The organism is Mycobacterium sp. NGS58, from assembly GCF_059812385.1.
Genome location: NZ_JCALCO010000002.1, coordinates 178,320 through 193,441, shown reverse-complemented (window position 1 = coordinate 193,441; position 15,122 = coordinate 178,320). Strand labels below are relative to the sequence as shown.

Genomic DNA, 15,122 nt, shown 5'->3' with positions numbered 1-15,122 from the left:
GGGCCGTGATGCGCCGGATGCGATGATGGTGGGGTGCCGCCGCCGGAGGATCCAGAGGACTACGTCGCACCTGCCGCGCAACGGGTGCGCGCGGGCACTTTGCTGCTCGCCAACACCGACCTTCTCGAGCCGACGTTTCGGCGCAGCGTGATCTACATCGTCGAGCACAACGACGGGGGCACGCTGGGCGTCGTCCTGAATCGCGCCAGTGATACCGCGGTGTACAACGTGTTGCCGCAATGGACCAAGTTGTCGGCCAAGCCGAAGACGATGTTCATCGGCGGCCCGGTGAAGCGGGACGCGGCGCTGTGCCTGGCGACGCTGCGGGTCGGCGCCGACCCATCGGAGGTGCCGGGCTTGCGCCACGTGGACGGGCGGGTGGTCATGGTCGACCTGGACGCCGACCCCGACGCGATCGCCCCATCGGTCGAGGGGGTGCGCATCTTCGCGGGATACTCGGGCTGGACTATCGGTCAGCTGGAAGGCGAGATCGAACGCGACGATTGGATTGTGTTGTCCGCCTTGCCATCCGACGTGCTGGTCGGACCGAGGTCTGACCTCTGGGGCCAAGTCCTGCGTCGCCAGCCGCTGCCGCTTTCGCTGCTGGCCACCCACCCCATCGACATCAGCCGAAACTAGGGCCCCTCCCCCAGTTCAGATCAGTGGCAGGACTGCGTGCAGCCGACGCAGCTGCCGGCGCAGGCGGGCGCCGCCGCTACCTGGCGCACCGCGAAGCGCGCGCTCTGCCACGAGCCCGCGGCCAACGTTCCCAGCGCGCCGACCACACAAACGACGAGCACAACCAGCGCGGTGTCCGGGACCGCGGCCACGGCCACTGCGCCACCCGCCGCCAGCATCACGGCGGCCGCCAACTGTGTCGGAGCCATCGCCCGCAGCGCCAATGCGGTGGCGCCGAAGTCCCGGTTTCGCGCAAGCGACCAGGCGCCGAACCCCGCCGAAGCCACCGCCGCACACATGCACAGCACGCCCGCAATCAGCATGGGCTCACAATACGAGCCGGGTCACCGGCCCGCGCACCCGGCTCTGCGGGTGCCGGCGCGCCGCGCTTAGTGCTGGAGGAACGAGAAGTTCGGTAGCGGCGGCAGTCCCGGCACCATGGCCAACAGGCTGGGCGTGCGCTGGGGATTCGTCATCGGCGGCTGCGCGGGAACCCCGACCGGCGCCGCGGGTGACGTCTGAGCCAGCGGTACCAGCGGAGCCGCACCGGGCGCCGGGGCGGTAGGCGCGACCGGAGCTACTGCCGGTGCGGGGGCGACCGGAGCGGCGGGTGCCGGAGCGGCAGGCGGGACCGGTGTGGCGGCGGGAGGCTGCGCGGGCAGGCCGACCGGAGACGCGGCGGGAGCCTGGGCCGGTGCCGGGGCTGCCGCGCCGGGGACGCTGACACGGAAGCCGTTGACGATGGCGTCGGTGGCCGGTGCGTCGGCGACGCTCACCGCGCGATCGGTGGTCACCGACAGGGACACCAGGTACTTGTCGTGCCCCGACGTCGCGATGACGTGGCGCCGCGACGTGTTGAGCGTCAAATCACCGTCCCGGTAGGTGCCTTCAACTATTGAGGACGGGAAGCCGCCGAAATCGGCCATCGAGGCGTTGGTGGGTTGCCAGGCCAGCAGCTTCTGGCTGTCGACGTAGCCGTGCGTGATGGCCTCTTTGGGATCGAAGGCGCCGACCAGTTTGTACACCACGACCTGCGCGTTCGACGAGTAAATGCTGCTGCCGTGCCGATCGGCGATGACCGCGAACGCGTCGGGGACGTTGGGATCAGGCACCTGGGTCCAGCGCGGCGGCACCGGCAAGGTGATGTCAAGGGCAGTAAAGCCCTGGGGCTTTTGCGCCTCGAGTTTCACACCCTTCGACTGCAGGAATTCGTGGATCGTTCCCGACGTCGCCGGAACCGGCGCCGCTGGGGTGACCGCGGCCGGTGGCGTGGCGCCCGGGGCCGGAGCGGTGGCCCGCGGGGCGATCTGATTGCCGGCCGGCGGGGCCGCGAGGTATCTGCTCGGCGGCACCAGCTCGGGCCCGAGGTTCTGCGGTGCCGGCGCGGGAACTGTGGGGACGGGCGCGGGCGCCGGGGGCAACGGGTCTGCCGATGCCGTGCCGCCCGCTACAACCGCCAGGCCGACCAGGCCAGCGACCACACCGCCGAGGAGTGCCCGGTGGACGGGGACGATCTCAATCATCTGCGTCGGTCCTTCCAATGGCTCTGCTACCCGAAGCCGTCGATAGTGGCTGACTGTAACTAGAGGTCAAAGGTGGTGAATAGCCTCGAAACACACCTGGGATGAACCCCTGATCGACGCGCAACGGAACCGAGACCAACCTGTGGCCGGCAAACCCGTCGTGTCGGCCCTTATACCCTGTTCAGGTGACCGACTCCCCGACCGCTTCGCGAGCGAGCAGCTCTGGTGCCGCCGCGCCCGACCCTGACGCGCCGCCGCATCGCTACACCGCGGCGCTGGCCGGTCGTATCGAGGGCGCGTGGCAGGAGAACTGGGCGAAGCTCGGGACGTTCAACGTGCCCAACCCGGTCGGTTCGCTGGCTCCCGCGGACGGAGCCCCGGTCCCCGACGACAAGCTGTTCGTCCAGGACATGTTTCCCTACCCGTCGGGGGAGGGGCTGCATGTCGGGCACCCGCTCGGCTACATCGCAACGGACGTGTACGCCCGCTACTTCCGGATGACCGGTCGTAACGTGTTGCACGCGTTAGGGTTTGACGCCTTCGGGCTGCCCGCTGAGCAGTACGCGGTGCAGACCGGAACGCATCCGCGCACCCGGACCGAGGCCAACGTGGTCAATTTCCGGCGCCAGCTGGGACGTCTGGGCCTCGGACACGACAGCCGGCGCAGCTTCTCCACCACCGACGTCGAGTTCTACAAGTGGACCCAGTGGATCTTCCTGCAGATCTACAACGCCTGGTTCGACACCGCCGCGAATAAGGCCCGCCCCATCGCCGAATTGGTCGCCGAATTCGAGTCCGGAGCGCGCCGCCTCGAGGACGGGCGGGACTGGGCCGCCCTGTCGGCGGGGGAGCGCGCCGACGTGATCGACGGCCACCGGCTGGTCTACCGGGCCGACTCGATGGTGAACTGGTGTCCCGGTCTGGGCACCGTGCTGGCCAACGAAGAGGTGACCGCCGACGGCCGCAGCGATCGCGGCAACTTCCCGGTGTTCCGGAAACGGTTGCGGCAGTGGATGATGCGCATCACCGCCTACTCCGACCGGCTGCTCGACGACCTCGACGTGCTGGACTGGCCCGAACCGGTAAAGACCATGCAGCGCAACTGGATTGGCCGGTCCACCGGCGCCAAAGCGCTGTTCGCGGCGACGGGCGCCGATGGCGCGACGATCGATATCGAGGTGTTCACCACCCGGCCCGACACGCTGTTCGGCGCCACCTACCTGGTGCTGGCGCCCGAGCACGACCGGGTCGACGAATTGGTCGCGGCTGCCTGGCCGGACGGCACCGACGCGCGCTGGAAGTACGGCGCCGCGACACCGCGTGAGGCCGTCGCCGCGTACCGGCAGGCGATTGGATCGAAGTCGGACCTCGAGCGCCAGGAGAGCAAGGCCAAGACCGGCGTCTTCCTGGGTGCGTACGCGACCAATCCCACCAACGGCAAACCGGTACCGATCTTCATCGCCGACTACGTGCTGGCCGGGTACGGCACCGGGGCGATCATGGCGGTCCCCGGCCACGATCAACGCGACTGGGACTTTGCCCACGCGTTCGGGCTTCCGATCGTGGAAGTCATTGCGGGCGGCGATATCTCAGAGTCCGCCTATGCCGGCGACGGGGTGCTGGTCAACTCGGGCTACCTCGACGGATTGGATGTGGCCGCGGCCAAGGAGAAGATCACCGCGCGCTTGGAGGCCGAGGGTCGCGGCCGGGCGCGCATCGAATTCAAGTTGCGGGACTGGCTTTTCGCTCGTCAGCGTTACTGGGGTGAACCGTTTCCCATCGTCTACGACGCGAACGGGCGCGCGCACGCACTCAGCGAAGCCGCACTGCCGGTGGAGCTGCCAGACGTGCCGGATTACTCGCCCGTGCTGTTCGACCCCGACGACGCCGACAGCGAACCCTCGCCGCCGCTGGCCAAGGCGACGGAGTGGGTGCACGTCGAACTGGACCTCGGCGACGGCCTCAAGCCCTACAGCCGCGACACCAACGTGATGCCGCAGTGGGCCGGCAGCTCCTGGTATGAACTGCGCTACACCGATCCACATAACTCGGAAAGGTTCTGCGATAAGGAGAACGAGGCCTACTGGATGGGTCCGAGGCCGGCTGAGCATGGGCCGCAGGATCCCGGCGGCGTCGACTTGTACGTCGGCGGCGCCGAACACGCGGTGCTGCATCTGCTGTATGCGCGGTTCTGGCACAAGGTCCTTTACGACCTGGGCCATGTGAGCTCTCGGGAGCCCTATCGCCGGCTGGTCAACCAGGGCTACATCCAGGCATTCGCCTACACCGACGCGCGCGGCTCGTACGTCCCGGCGGAAGACGTTCTCGAACGGGACGGACGTTTCGTCTACCCGGGGCCCGGGGGAGAGGTCGAAGTCTTCCAGGAGTTCGGGAAAATCGGTAAGAGCCTGAAAAATTCGATCTCGCCCGACGAGATCTGCGACGACTATGGCGCCGACACGCTGCGGGTCTACGAGATGTCAATGGGCCCGCTGGAGGCCTCCCGGCCCTGGGCGACCAAGGACGTCGTCGGGGCCCACCGCTTCCTTCAGCGCGTGTGGCGGTTGGTGATCGACGAGCAGACCGGTGACACGCGCGTGGTCGACGGGCCGGCACAGGAGTTGGCCACCGATACGCTGCGAGCACTGAACCGGACGGTTGCCGGGGTCGCGGAAGACTATGCCGCACTGCGCAATAACACCGCCGCGGCCAAGTTGATCGAATACACCAACCATCTGACCAAGGAGCACCGCGATGCGGTTCCGCGGGCGGCCGTCGAGCCGCTGGTGTTGATGTTGGCGCCCCTGGCCCCGCACATGGCCGAGGAGTTGTGGCTGCGACTGGGCCACCAAACCTCGCTGGCGCACGGTCCCTTCCCCACCGCCGACCCCGCCTATCTGGTCGACGACACGGTCGAGTATCCGGTGCAGGTGAACGGCAAGGTGCGGGGACGAGTGTTGGTGGCCGCGGACGCCGATCAGGACACGCTGAAGGCCGCCGCACTCGCCGACGAGAAGGTCCAGGCGTTCTTGGCGGGTACCAATCCGCGCAAGGTGATCGTGGTCCCGGGCCGATTGGTCAACCTGGTCGTCTAGCGGCCGGCGGGCCGCAGCACCACCTCATGCATATGACCGTCGGGCGGGGTGGCCACGGCGTTGGCGACCGCGGCCGCGACGGTTTCGGGCTTCAAAAAGTTGGCGGGGTCATAGGTGCCACCTTCGAACTCGACGAGTTCTCGCTGCATGTCGCTGTCGGTCCGTCCCGGATAAACGGTCGTCACTCTCAAGTCCGGTTCACTGCTGCGCAGCGAATCCGCGAAGGCGCGCAGCGCGAACTTACTGGACGAATAGGAGGCCATACTCCGCGACGCGGTGCGGCCCGCCCCGGAGTTGATGAACACCACCTGTCCGCGCGCCCGCCGCAGCGCCGGCAGCAGGGTCAGCGTAAGTTCCACCGGTCCAAAGACGTTCACGGCGAAGGTGGCACGCCATTCGTCGACGTGGGAGTCGGCCACACTGCCGGGTATGGACAATCCCGCGTTGTGCACCAGCACGTCGAGTTCGTCCACGATTTCGCAGGCGGCCTCGATATCGCCGGAGGCGGTGAGATCCAGCGGAAACGTAGTGGCCCCGAGTCGCTGCGCGACCGCGTCGAGCCGATCGGACGGCCGGCCCGCCAGCAGCAGGGTATGTGTGGGTGCCAGCGCTGTGGCGATGGCCGATCCGATACCGCCGCCGGCGCCGGTGATGAGTGCATTGGGCATGCCCTGCAGTTTACCGACGCTGCGGACACAACTGAAAAGGCTTGATACGGAGTATTTTTCAAGCTTCCTGGCGTTCGGGTGGCACGCCGGCCGGTCCGGACGTCGGGTCGCCGGACGCCAGCCGTTCCAGCGGCGCCAGCGCCTGCATCAGGGTGTTGAGGTCGGACGTCGGGAGCTGGCTGAGCATCGCGGCCAGCGAAGCGCGCCGATTGGCCAGCGATTCACCGTGGACCGCCCGCCCCCGCGGGGTAATGTCGACGAGCACCGCACGCAAGTCGGACGGGTCGCGGGAACGCTTGACCAGCCCCACCTTCTCCAGCCGGCGGATCGCCACGGTCGTGGTGGGAGTCCGCACCCGTTCGTGTGCGGCGAGATCGGTCATCCGGATCGGCCCCTGGTCGAGCAGCGTGACCAGGATCGACAACTGGGCGAGGGTCAACTCTCCAGCCGCCGCGCCGCTGGGGTCTCCACGACGGAGAATGGCAAACAATTTGGACAACGCGCGGTGCAAACCTTCGGCGAGTTCGGCTACCTCGGCCGGGGTTGATTCGCTGTCTGCCATAAATCGGGAGTCTATCCCGATATGAGGTGCTTACAAGGGAGCTATTGCGTACTGGACAGGTGAGGTCAAAGCACTTGGGACAAGAACCGCTGCAGCCGTTCGGTCTCTGCGGCGTCGAATATCCGCTCAGGAGGGCCGGATTCCACGACCTTGCCGTGATCCATAAACACGACGGCGTCGGATGCCGAGCGCGCGAAACCCATTTCGTGGGTTACCACAACCATTGTCATGCCATCGGCGCCAAGATCGGCGATGAGTTGCAGTATTCCCTTGACCATTTCGGGGTCCAACGCCGAGGTCGCCTCGTCGAAAAACATCACCTGCGGTGCCATTGCCAGCGCACGGGCGATCGCCACCCGCTGTTGTTGCCCGCCGGACAGCATGCCGGGCCGGGCGCCGGCCTTATGTCTCAGGCCAACTCGATCCAGCTGCGTCAGCGCCAAGTCGCGGGCCTCGTCGGCCGGCAGACGTCGCAGCTTTCGTGGGGCCATCGCCACGTTGTGCAGAACGCTAAGGTGCGGGAAGAGATTGAAATGCTGGAACACCATGCCGATACGCTGGCGCAGCTCGTCGGGATCATCGCGCAGCACCGATCTGCCATCGAGCAGAATGTCCCCGCTGTCAGGCTCATACAAGCGGTTCAGCGTACGCAGCAGCGTCGACTTGCCCGAGCCGGACGGCCCGATGATCGCCACGGTGCTGCCCGCGGGTGCCTCGATGTCGACGCCGCGCAACACCTTGCTGGCGCCCAGAGTTTGGTGAAGGTCTTTGGCCGCCAGCGAGACTGACGCACGCCCGTGAATGCCAGGGGTCACGTGATTTCCTGGCCGAATGTCGTTGCAAGCATGTCGGCACCGTCGTCTGGTGCGGTGGCGCGGCGGCCACGGCGAAGCCGGGTGTCGATGTAGTTCACCAAATGCGTTAGTGGGATGGTCAATAGCAGGTAGAAGAGACCGGCGGCCACCAACGGCGACAGGCTCCCGGTCTGCGCGTTGAGGTCTCGACCAACCTGGAACAGCTCTCGCTGGTCGGCGATCAGACCGAGGAAATACACCAGCGCGGAGGCCTTCAACAACCCGATGGCCTGATTGACCAGGGCCGGGAGCACACGGCGGATTCCCTGCGGTACCACCACCAGCCGCATCGCGGTGACATAGCTGAAGCCCAGCGCCCGGGACGCTTCCAGTTGCCCGGGATCGACGCTTTGGATTCCGGAGCGCAGAATCTCACCGATGTAGGCGGCGGCCATCAATCCCAGTGCGGCGATGCCGAGCGGGTAGGGATTCTTGTTGGTGAGCCCGCTGACCAACGGGCCGATGCCCATCCCGATCAGCAAGATGATCACCACTTCGGGCAGGCCGCGGAAGATGTCGGTGTACACCCGCGCGGGCCAGCGCAGCCAGCGCCGGTGCGAGATCCCCGCCATCGCCAACACCATCCCGAGCCCCAGGCCGATGACCAGGGCGCTGTTGGTCAGAATCAGCGTATTCGGCAATCCGGTGGTGAACAGGATGGGAATGGCTTGCCGGTACATGTCCCAGTCGAAGAACGAGTCAGCCAACTGGGCCAGTGGTGATTTCGGGGCGGGCGGCCCCGCGGCCGCGTGGTGTTGTTTGGCGATGGCGGCGAAGTCCGGCAGGTTGGGGACGGGCGCGGCTTTGGAGCCGGGCTTCCACCCGGGCGGCATCGTCCGCGGCACCCATTGCGTGTACAGGTGAGCCCAGGTGCCGTCGGCGATGACGGCGTCGAGCCCGGAGTTGAGCGCATCGATCAAACCCTTGTTGTCTTGGGCCACTGCGTAAGCCACGAAATTGCCTGGGCTGTAGGTATTCGCGGCGACTACCGCCGGATCACCCGGGCGGATGACGGTCGCCGCGAGGGTTCCCGGTGCCACCCACGCGTCGATCTGGCGGGACTTGAGGCTGGCGTACAAGGTGGCAAAGCCCGGATACTTCACGGGTTGCATGTGCAATACGTCGACGACGTACGACTCCTCGACGGTGCCTTGCACGACGCCGATGCGCTGGCCGGGGGCGAGGTCGCTGAACTTGTGGATGGCCGAACGGGGCGGAACCACCAGCGAATAGAACCCGAAGTCGTAGCCGTTGGTGAAGGAGACGGTGCGCCGACGGGCGTCGGTGGCCTTGACCGCAGCCGAGCCGACGTCGAACCGCCGGGACGCCACCTGGGCCAGCAGCGCGGAAAAGTCGGTGCTGACGAAGCGGACCTGCAGGCCCAGCTTGTCGGCGATGGCCCGCAGCAATTGGTTGTCGAAGCCGCTGAATTCGCCCGTGGGATTGATGCAGATGTTGGGTGGGGCGTCCGATAGCGTGCCGACCGTGAGGACGCCCGGCGTGCCGAGGCCCAAGGCGCCGACGTCGACCGCGCTGATCGGTTCGACCGATGCCGTGGTGTCGCGGTCGTCCTCGCCGGTGGTCGGGTTCTCGGCCAGGTCCTTGGGCAGGGTCCGCGCGCTGTCCACGCCGGCCGGCGCGCATTGATTCCAGTCGGCGGCCGCCGGCGCAGCCAGTCCGCCCGACGCGATGCCGCCTACCAAGAGGATTGTCGCGGCGAGGCCGAACGCCCTTCCGCGGCGCTTGGTGTGCCGGCCCACACGCGAACTCATCAGTGCCACCGTAACGACTGAAGGGCGGCACGGCCCGCTCAGCGTCGGTTCAAAGTGACAGCGACGCCCCGCGGCGGACGGTGTTCTCGTCTGAGATGACCCGCAGCGGGCTCGCAGCGACCCGACTGAGATCGTCGGGCGGGGTGAAGACCCGCCGCCGGAACAGTTCGGCCAGCATGGTCTGGGCCATCAGGTACGAGCGGGCCACACACGCAGCCCGCGCGGCTTCGGGGTCGCGCCGCTGTATTGCCGCGGTCTCGTCTTCGTAGAACGGAAGCATCTCGTCGCGCCCGCTCTGAAAAGTCGTCCAAAACAGGCGGGGGATGAGGTCCTGCGAGGCGCGGATCGTGGCGTGCAGGCGGGGGCCGGCGTACTCGTCGTTGACCGTGCGCCGGTATTCGGCCGCCGTGTCGGTGAAGGCACGCGCATCCTTGGCGCTGCGCAGCGAGCGCAGGAGCCTATCGAGCTGTCCCAAAATCCGCGGCGTGGGGCTGGTCGCCGCGCGGGCGGACGCAATCCCGTTGAGCAGCCCCTCGAGCTCGTGGTGCTCGAGGACAGTGGCTTCATCGAACCGCTCGACAAACGCGCCACGGTGATAACGCGTGGAGACAATTCCGTCGTGTTCGAGTTGGACCAGCGCCTCTTGAATAGGGACCCGGCTCACTCCCAACCCCAGCGCTATTTCGTTGCGGTCGACGCGGTCCCCAGTGCGCAGCTTCCCGGTCAACAAAAGGTGGAGGATGTGCGAAACAACCAGGTCCTTTTCTTTGACCCCGTATTTCTTCGGCATCTTTTGTTGAGTCTCTTTCACACCCGGTTCGGCCAGCCAGCGGTCAGAGTTTCTCACGAATTGGCGCGCGCGTTTAGGTGTTTGGCCGATGAACTTGGTGTACGCGCGGCCGGTTTAACGGCTATTGCGCCATTTGCACAGCGCTTCGGCGGCGGTCAGGTCGTAGTCGGGACCATTCACGCCGACGGTCAGCAGCGTCACGCCCAGCGAGGTGAGACCGTCGGCGTTGGCGATCAATCCGTCAAGGCCTTCACCGCGGCGCACGCCGCTGTTGTTCTCGACGCCGGCCGACCTCTCGATCGTGGACGGGTCGCGCCCGACTGCGGCGCAATGTTCTTCCAGCACGGCCGCCGCGGCCGGATAGGTGTCGACGGTGGTGAAGCCGTGCCAGATGTCGCCATACTCGGCGACCATCCGCAGCGTCTTTCGTGGCCCCTTGCCGCCGATCAGGATCGGGAGGTCGCGGGTGGGAGCCGGGTTGAGTTTGGCCAGCCGAGCCTGGATTCGCGGCAGTGCGGCCGCCAGGTCGTGGAGGCGGCTGCCAACGGTACCGAATTCATAGCCGTATTCGTCGTAGTCCTTTTGTTTCCAACCCGAACCGATGCCCAGGATGAGCCGGCCGTCGGAAATGTGGTCGATGGTGCGGGCCATATCGGCCAGCAGCTCCGGATTGCGATAGGAGTTGCACGTCACCAGCGCGCCGATCTGGATGCGCGATGTCTGCTCGGCCCAGGCCCCGAGCATCGTCCAGCATTCGAAGTGCGGGCCGTCGGGATCGCCGTAGAGCGGGAAGAAATGATCCCAGTTGAAGGCGATGTCGACGCCGATGTCCTCGCAGCGGCGCACGGCGTCGCGGATCTGGCTGTACTGCGGTGCGTGTTGCGGCTGCAGCTGGACACCGATACGCACGGGACGGTCAGAAGTCATCTGTCCACCGTAGGCTCCGTCAACCTGCCGGTGCCGCCTCGATCTGTCTGCGAACGACGCAATGGGTTCCGCTGTAGACGGTGGGCATGCATTTCATGCAGTGGATACACCGCCCTTCTGCGGCCGTCTCCGCGCGAAATCGCTTGACAAGGTTGGGATCTCGAAGCAGCGCACGGGCCATCGCCACGAGCTGGAATGGGTGTCGGTCAAGCGGCACAGCTGTGACACCCGATCGCGATCGAGCACGACCGTGTCGCGGTGAACCCGCCCACCGGGCGAAATTGGGCAGTAGGCGACAGTCGTCATGGCAACCCCGCCGCGCGCCACTTCGCTGTGAAAATCGATCAGCGCGTCGCTGACGCGGCCGCGCGGCATCACGCCCTCGAAGGTCGCCGCCTTGACGAAGCGGTTTTTCAGGGTCAGGGCCCCAGGCGCAACGGGGTGAATGCTACTTTCGATACCATTGGCACCGAAATATAGCAGCACGATGGGCGGACCACGGGTGGAGAGCGAACAGTGCATGTAGCGGTGACGGGCGGAACCGGATACCTCGGGGCGCATACGGTACGCGCATTGCTCGAGGCCGGTCATCACGTGAAGCTCCTGGCGGCCCCCAACGAGCCAACCACCGCCATCGACCGGCTACGAACGCTCGGGCCGATGTCGGTCGTCGTCGGTGACGTGCGGTCGGCCTCGACAACCGAGGAGCTGCTCACCGGAGCCGACGCGGTATTGCATGCCGCCGGCGTCGTGGGCACCGACGAACGCCGCGCCCAGCTGATGTGGGACGTCAATGCGTATGCGACCGAGGCGATCTTGACCCGCGCAGTCGACCTCGGGCTCGACCCGGTGGTGTTGGTCAGCAGCTACAGCGCGCTGTTTCCCCCACCGGATGGCGTTATTTCGCCCGACACTCCCACGGCATCCGGCCGCAGCGCGTACGCCAAGACCAAGGGGTACGCCGACCGCGTCGCTCGGCGGTTGCAGGACACGGGTGCGCCGGTCGTGGTGACGTATCCCGCGAGCGTCGTGGGGCCGGCCTTTGGCACCGCCGCGGGTGTCACCGAGCAAGGATGGGCACCGATCGTGCGCTGGGGTATCGCCCCGACAGTGCGCGGGGGCATGCAGATGGTCGACGTGCGGGACGTGGCCGAGGTGCATGCGCGAATCATGCGAGCCGGTCGGGGCCCGCGCCGGTACGTCTGCGGAGGGCGGCTGCTCACCTTCGACGAGATGGTCGACGCTCTCGAAGAGGGGCTGGGCCGACGGGTGCGGCGGGTTCCCATATCACCGGGTGTGCTGCGTATTATCGGTCGCCTCGCCGACGTCGCCGGCCGGTACGTCGCGCTCGGCGACGGGCTCAGTTACGAAGCGGCGGTGCTGCTTACCGCCGCCACACCCACCGACGACAGCAAGACCGTAAAGGATCTCGGCGTCACGTGGCGATCGCCCACGGCGGCGATCGTCGAGTCACTGCTCGCCGGTGGACGCGCTGACGGAGGCGATCAACAGGGCCGCGATCCGGCGCCGTAGCGCTTCGGAGTCGTCGTCCCGCGCAACTGTGGTGACGAACAGCGCCGCACCGGCCGCCATCGCGAGCGACGCCCGGGCGTCGAGATCGGCACGCCGCCGTTGCGACGGCGTATTCGGATGCACTCGCTCCGCGAACAACTGCACGGCCGGGCCGCTGAAGCTTTCCCACAACCTTTCCCGAAGGCCATCATTTTCGCGTAACGCCAGCAGCAGGCCCGGCACCGCCGCCCGCACGTCGGGTCTGCTGAACAGCTCGTGACTGCCGCGCACCACCCAATCAATCCAGCCACGCAGATCGGTGCCGGAAAACGGTGCCAAATCGGGGGATTCGCCCAGAATGGCGTGCAGCACGAGCTCCGCCTTGGACGACCAGCGACGGTTGAGGCTGGACCTTCCTACGCCGGCGCGCGCCGCGACCAACCGCACGCTCAGCTCGTCCCAGCCAACCTCAACCAGCAGGTCACGCGTCACCGACAGAACACGGTCGTCGATCGAGGCGTCGCGCGGCCGCCCGGTGGCTTTGGTGCGGCGGTCGTGGTCAGTCATGATGGTTCAGCGTGCGTCGAGCACCCCACGCAGAATGTCGATCAACGCGCGGGGCTGGTCACTTTGGACGGAATGGCCCGAATTCTCGACGACATGCGCAGAGCGGAATTGCTTTGCGCGACGCCTGAGCTCGTCCGCATCCTCGTCGCTGACGAAGCCCGATGAGCCGCCGCGCACCAGGGTCACAGGCGCGGACAAAGCGTCCACGTCGTCCCACAGACCGGCGAAGTCAGGGAAGGTGCGGATGGCGTCGTAGCGCCACGTCCACTTGCCGCTGTCCAGCTTGCGCGAGTTGTGGAACACCCCGCGGCGCAGGGCCTTCACCTCGCGGTGCGGCGCCGCCGCGACCGTCAGGTCGAGCATGGCCTGGAAGCTGGGGAATTCGCGTTCCCCGTGCATCAGCGCCACGGTGCCCTGCTGCTCCTTGGTCATCTCGGAATGGCGTTGCAGCGCCGACGGGGTGACGTCGATCAGCACCAGCTCGTCGACCAGCTCGGGTGCCACCGCCCCCAGCCGGATCGCGGTCAATCCGCCCAGTGACATGCCGACGATGAGGTCGGCCGACGCGGCGTGTTCGCGCAGGATCGGCAGCAAGGTGTCGGCATTGCGCTGCGGCGAATAGTCGCCGTCCTCGCGCCAGGCGGAGTGGCCGTGGCCGGGTAGGTCGACGGCCAGGGCGGGTTCGCCGATGCCGACGACGATGGTGTCCCAGGTGTGCGCGTTCTGGCCGCCGCCATGCACGAACACGATCCGTGGGGGAGCGCTGCCCCAGCGCAAGGCGCTGATTCTGCTTTCGCCCGTGCCGGACTCGACGCGCTCCGCTTCGGGCAGGGGACCGGAGACTCCGGCCTGCTCGGCGTTTTCGGACAGCAGCGAGAATTCGGACAGCCCGGCCAGTTCGTCTTCGGAGATCTCGGTCACGATCTTTGAGACTAGCGGCGCCGTCTAGGGGCGATCGCAAGCGCTAGAGGATATAGCGGCGGCGAATGCCATGGAAGCGTTCCCACATCGCGTTGGCTCGATCGGATTCGGTCACCATGGTCGTGTCTCCGGGCAGGGCGCCGAGCAAGTCGTCGTGCTTGACCACGCGGGTGTCCAGCGCGGCGGGTTCGCCCTCGAGCATGTGCCGGTAGGTCAGATTGCCGCGCTCGAAACCCTGGGTGTCCAGCCAGTTGTGCACCCCGGGATCACGGTGCGCCATAACGAGCCGGATGCGGCCGTCGTGGTCGATTCGGGTGCGGCTCGGTGTGTAGCTCACCGGGCGATACAGGTAGTCCATGCTGTTGAAGAAGACACCCATGTTGGTGAACATCCACAGCCCGTCATGGGCGTCGAATTCGACGATCAGTGCCTCGTCGGCCGCCAGCTCCCAATACATGTTGGCGGCGGCCCGGCCGCGTTTGTTGTCGGCGTCGGTAGCGCCGACGCGCGGAAACGTGTTCGGGCGCTCGGCGTCCACGCCGCCGTAGTTGAAGGGGAATTCGGGCCAGTCGGACATCAGGCCGGTGACGAAATCACCGGCCCAGCGCATCGCGTCGACCATGTCGGTGGGGGTGGGCAACGGCTTGGGGGAGGCCATGTCGACGCGTTCGATGCACATCTGCGCCGGCGATTCGTCCCACCGGTCAAACCCTTGGCGCACGAACAGCTTTCGCGACTCCAGCGTGGTGGGCAACCAGTTCGGCGCCCGCTCGGGGCCGCCGATGTAGAGCTCGAACCGCCCGTCGTCATCGATATCGAGCTGGTGGCCCAGCAGGTTGGCCTGCGGTATGTCACCGAACGGTTCGTGCAAGACCCCCGGGCCTGGTGTGCGGCGCCCCTGCACGGTGACGTTGAAGAAGCGCGCGGTCCCGCGGGTGCCGGTGAGCCGGTAGGTCGAGCTCCCGTCGATCCATGCTTGCTGATAGGTGAAGTCCGCGCAGTCCCCGCCGAGCTTGCGGGTGGGGCCGCAGAAGGTGTGCAGCACCGGGTAGCCGGTGTCGCGGGTTTCGAGCGCCAGGTCGAAGGCCTGGCCGAGATTCTGGGTGAGAAACCGGTATGCGTCGACCCGCTGTACTCCGGCGGCCGGATTGGCGTCTTTGAAGACTCGATCGCCCGCGCGCTGCAGCCGGGCACAGAATTCTGTCCATGCCGATTGCAGTGCCGCGTCGTCGAGGCCATCGCCGAAACCCATT

General features: G+C 66.9%; 14 protein-coding genes and 1 pseudogene. 3 read left to right on the top strand and 12 right to left on the bottom strand.

The annotated features are described in order from the left end of the window. The first annotated feature begins 33 nt into the window (after positions 1 to 33). A complete protein-coding gene (locus AC5Y4H_RS02880; RefSeq protein ID WP_499978396.1) occupies positions 34 to 639 on the top strand; it encodes a YqgE/AlgH family protein in 606 nt (201 codons plus the stop codon). Positions 640 to 659: 20 nt separating this feature from the next. On the opposite strand, the gene AC5Y4H_RS02875 is transcribed toward AC5Y4H_RS02880, so the two are convergent. Both AC5Y4H_RS02875 and AC5Y4H_RS02870 read right to left on the bottom strand, forming a co-directional pair. Continuing rightward, positions 660 to 1,001, bottom strand: coding sequence for a hypothetical protein (locus AC5Y4H_RS02875; protein WP_499978394.1), 342 nt, complete (start codon positions 999 to 1,001; stop codon positions 660 to 662). A 66-nt stretch (positions 1,002 to 1,067) separates the two neighbouring features. Next, positions 1,068 to 2,201 (bottom strand): LpqN/LpqT family lipoprotein, encoded by a 1,134-nt coding sequence (locus tag AC5Y4H_RS02870; RefSeq protein ID WP_499978393.1) that lies wholly within the window; start codon positions 2,199 to 2,201, stop codon positions 1,068 to 1,070. A gap of 185 nt (positions 2,202 to 2,386) precedes the next feature. Here AC5Y4H_RS02870 and leuS point away from each other — a divergent pair, with 185 nt between their 5' ends. After that, positions 2,387 to 5,296, top strand: coding sequence for a leucine--tRNA ligase (leuS, locus tag AC5Y4H_RS02865; protein WP_499978392.1), 2,910 nt, complete (start codon positions 2,387 to 2,389; stop codon positions 5,294 to 5,296). On the opposite strand, the gene AC5Y4H_RS02860 is transcribed toward leuS, so the two are convergent. The 7 genes and pseudogenes from AC5Y4H_RS02860 to AC5Y4H_RS02830 all read right to left on the bottom strand — a co-directional run. Next, entirely contained in the window at positions 5,293 to 5,964 is a 672-nt protein-coding gene (locus AC5Y4H_RS02860; RefSeq protein ID WP_499978391.1) for an SDR family oxidoreductase, read from the bottom strand. The two genes, leuS and AC5Y4H_RS02860, sit on opposite strands and share 4 nt — an antisense overlap. Positions 5,965 to 6,022: 58 nt before the next feature. Beyond that, a complete protein-coding gene (locus tag AC5Y4H_RS02855; RefSeq protein ID WP_499978389.1) occupies positions 6,023 to 6,526 on the bottom strand; it encodes a MarR family winged helix-turn-helix transcriptional regulator in 504 nt (167 codons plus the stop codon). A gap of 65 nt (positions 6,527 to 6,591) precedes the next feature. Then, positions 6,592 to 7,329, bottom strand: coding sequence for an amino acid ABC transporter ATP-binding protein (locus AC5Y4H_RS02850; protein ID WP_499978626.1), 738 nt, complete (start codon positions 7,327 to 7,329; stop codon positions 6,592 to 6,594). 8 nt (positions 7,330 to 7,337) lie between these two features. After that, a complete protein-coding gene (locus AC5Y4H_RS02845; protein ID WP_499978388.1) occupies positions 7,338 to 9,152 on the bottom strand; it encodes an ABC transporter substrate-binding protein/permease in 1,815 nt (604 codons plus the stop codon). Positions 9,153 to 9,201: 49 nt separating this feature from the next. Further along, entirely contained in the window at positions 9,202 to 9,942 is a 741-nt protein-coding gene (locus tag AC5Y4H_RS02840) for a GntR family transcriptional regulator (protein WP_499978387.1), read from the bottom strand. Between the two features lie 114 nt (positions 9,943 to 10,056). Continuing rightward, the gene (locus tag AC5Y4H_RS02835) at positions 10,057 to 10,869 is read right to left on the bottom strand and encodes an LLM class F420-dependent oxidoreductase (protein ID WP_499978385.1); all 813 of its coding nucleotides are present in this window, start codon (positions 10,867 to 10,869) and stop codon (positions 10,057 to 10,059) included. 201 nt (positions 10,870 to 11,070) lie between these two features. After that, positions 11,071 to 11,333 (bottom strand): annotated as a pseudogene (locus AC5Y4H_RS02830) (oxidoreductase); the annotation flags it as partial. Positions 11,334 to 11,385: 52 nt separating this feature from the next. Between AC5Y4H_RS02830 and AC5Y4H_RS02825 the strand changes: the two are divergent. After that, complete coding sequence (locus tag AC5Y4H_RS02825; RefSeq protein WP_499978384.1) at positions 11,386 to 12,402, top strand: NAD-dependent epimerase/dehydratase family protein; 1,017 nt, start codon at positions 11,386 to 11,388, stop codon at positions 12,400 to 12,402. On the opposite strand, the gene AC5Y4H_RS02820 is transcribed toward AC5Y4H_RS02825, so the two are convergent. Genes AC5Y4H_RS02820 through AC5Y4H_RS02810 form a run of 3 tightly spaced genes read right to left on the bottom strand, consistent with a single transcriptional unit; the run spans position 12,340 to position 15,121 of the window. Continuing rightward, complete coding sequence (locus tag AC5Y4H_RS02820; protein ID WP_499978382.1) at positions 12,340 to 12,948, bottom strand: TetR/AcrR family transcriptional regulator; 609 nt, start codon at positions 12,946 to 12,948, stop codon at positions 12,340 to 12,342. The two genes, AC5Y4H_RS02825 and AC5Y4H_RS02820, sit on opposite strands and share 63 nt — an antisense overlap. Positions 12,949 to 12,954: 6 nt before the next feature. Next, positions 12,955 to 13,869 carry an Rv0045c family esterase gene (locus tag AC5Y4H_RS02815; RefSeq protein ID WP_499978381.1) on the bottom strand — a complete coding sequence of 305 codons (915 nt, stop codon included), beginning with the start codon at positions 13,867 to 13,869 and terminating at the stop codon, positions 12,955 to 12,957. A 43-nt stretch (positions 13,870 to 13,912) separates the two neighbouring features. Next, entirely contained in the window at positions 13,913 to 15,121 is a 1,209-nt protein-coding gene (locus AC5Y4H_RS02810; RefSeq protein WP_499978379.1) for a DUF1214 domain-containing protein, read from the bottom strand. Between the last annotated feature and the right edge of the window lies 1 nt (position 15,122).